We start from the raw sequence: 1,913 nt of genomic DNA, 5'->3' as shown, positions 1-1,913 counted from the left end.
CTCGGCAGTTCTCCGTCGGATCCGTCTTCCCGGATCCCGTCCCGCCCCCCGGCGGGGATCCCACCGGTGCAGCGGGACCGTCCTCTCCGGACCTACTCGGTCAGGCCGTCGCGCAGCTGCCGCAGCGTCTTGGCCAGCAGCCGCGACACGTGCATCTGCGAGATCCCGACCTTCTGCGCGATCTGGGTCTGCGTCATGTTCCCGAAGAACCGCATCACCACGATCTTGCGCTCCCGCTCCGGCAGCTTCTCCAGCAGCGGGTGCAGCGCCTCCCGCTGCTCGATCGCCTCCAGCTCCGGGTCCTCCTCACCGAGCGTGCTGCCCAGCGAGATGGAGCTGTCGTCGGCCACCAGCAGGTCGTCCAGCGACGCGCTGTGGTAGGCGTTGCCCGCCGCCAGTCCTTCGTGGATCTCCTCGCGGCTCAACCCGAGGTGCTGCGCCAGCTCGCTCGGCGTCGGCGCCCGGCCCAGCTCCTGCGACAACCGCGCCGACCCGGCGTTGATCGCCAGGTGCAGCTCCTTGAGCCGCCGCGGCATGCGCACCGACCAGCTGGAGTCCCGGAAGTACTTCCGGACCTCGCCCATGATCGTCGGCACCGCGAACGACAGGAAGTCGCTGCCCCGCTCCGGGTCGAACCGGTCCACCGCGTTGATCAAGCCGACCGTCGCGACCTGCACCAGGTCGTCGTGCGGCTCACCGCGGTGGCCGAACCGCCGGGCGATGTGCTTGGCCACGGGCAGGTGCTCGGTCACCAGCTCGTCGCGCAACCGCTCGCGCTGCGGGTCGTCCTTCGCGGTGGCGGCGAGCCGGACGAACAGCGGCGCCAGGTGGTCGTAGTCCCCCTGGGTACCGGACCGCGTCGTGCCCCCGTCCGACCTCGTCACGCATCCACCGTCCCCAACGACCGCTTGACCAGGTCGATGTGCACCTCGAACGCGTCCGCCTGCGGCGCGACCCACGTCGTGACCGAGTCAACCAGCGCGCTCAGCACGCGCCAGCCGAAGCTGTCCCGGTCAGGAGGCGCCGACCGTTGCGAGTCCACCTTGGTGAAGACCTGCACCGAACCGTCCACCACGACGAACTGGGCGCTGAGGACCGCGCCCTGCGCGGCCAGGGAGATGAGGGTTGAGCACGCCTCGTCCACCGCCAGCTTCAGGTCCTCGATGGAGTCCAGGTCGAAGTCCTGCCTCATGGCGATGTCCGCCGCTACGGCGCGGACGATCGACAGCTGCGTGGGGTCGGCCGCCATCCGCAACTCCACCCCGGCCAGGGCGTTCTCCGACTCACCGCTTCGCGGCTCAGTGTGCGACACGCTCACCTCGTCGTCCGTTCTGTCTCGTTGTGCTGCTGGAGCTATCGATACCCGAATTGATCGTCGCTCACACGTGTAGGCGACGGGTGTGACGGGAAGACTGACTGGTGCGACGGGGAGGGCCATTGACCGATCAACTCGCTGACCACCAGTGGGGTGTCGAGTTCCCGGCACAGCCCGGGCAGCTCGCCGCGGTCCGTGCCCGGCTCGACGCCTGGCTGACCGCCGAGGGGCTGTCCGAGGACGACCGGTACGACCTGCTGCTCGCCGTCAACGAGGCGGCCAGCAACGCCGTGGAGCACGCCTACGCGCCCGGCGAGTGCGGCGTGGTGCACATCCAAGCCGACGCGGGCCCGGACGGCAGCGTGCGGGTCGTCGTCTCCGACCACGGCGGCTGGCGCGTGCCGCCGCCCACCCTGTCCGCCCGCGGCCGGGGGCTGCTGCTGATGCGGGAGAACGTCGACGACGTGCTCGTCGACCGCAGGCCCGACGGCACCACCGTCACCCTGGTCCTCGCGCCCCGGCACAGCTCGCGCGGCGCCTTCCTCGACGCCACGCCGGCGGCGATCGACCCCGTGCACGTCACCGCGCGCGACGGCTG

At 70.8% G+C, this 1,913-nt stretch carries 3 protein-coding genes; 1 reads left to right on the top strand and 2 read right to left on the bottom strand.

Annotation, left to right across the window (positions count from 1 at the left end; translation table 11 throughout):
* Window positions 1-92: 92 nt before the first annotated feature.
* Window positions 93-884 carry a SigB/SigF/SigG family RNA polymerase sigma factor gene (locus tag AB0G02_RS37630; RefSeq protein ID WP_360804509.1) on the bottom strand — a complete coding sequence of 264 codons (792 nt, stop codon included), beginning with the start codon at window positions 882-884 and terminating at the stop codon, window positions 93-95.
* Entirely contained in the window at window positions 881-1,312 is a 432-nt protein-coding gene (locus AB0G02_RS37625) for an ATP-binding protein (RefSeq protein WP_360804506.1), read from the bottom strand. The genes AB0G02_RS37630 and AB0G02_RS37625 overlap by 4 nt, the downstream gene beginning before the upstream one ends.
* A 125-nt stretch (window positions 1,313-1,437) precedes the next feature.
* Between AB0G02_RS37625 and AB0G02_RS37620 the strand changes: the two genes are divergently transcribed.
* Window positions 1,438-1,913: ATP-binding protein (locus AB0G02_RS37620; RefSeq protein WP_360804503.1), on the top strand; the 476-nt coding region annotated here is incomplete at its 3' end.

Source organism: Actinosynnema sp. NPDC023658, assembly GCF_040639995.1.
Taxonomy (GTDB): Bacteria; Actinomycetota; Actinomycetes; order Mycobacteriales; family Pseudonocardiaceae; genus Actinosynnema.
This window is presented reverse-complemented; position numbering and strand designations above follow the sequence as displayed.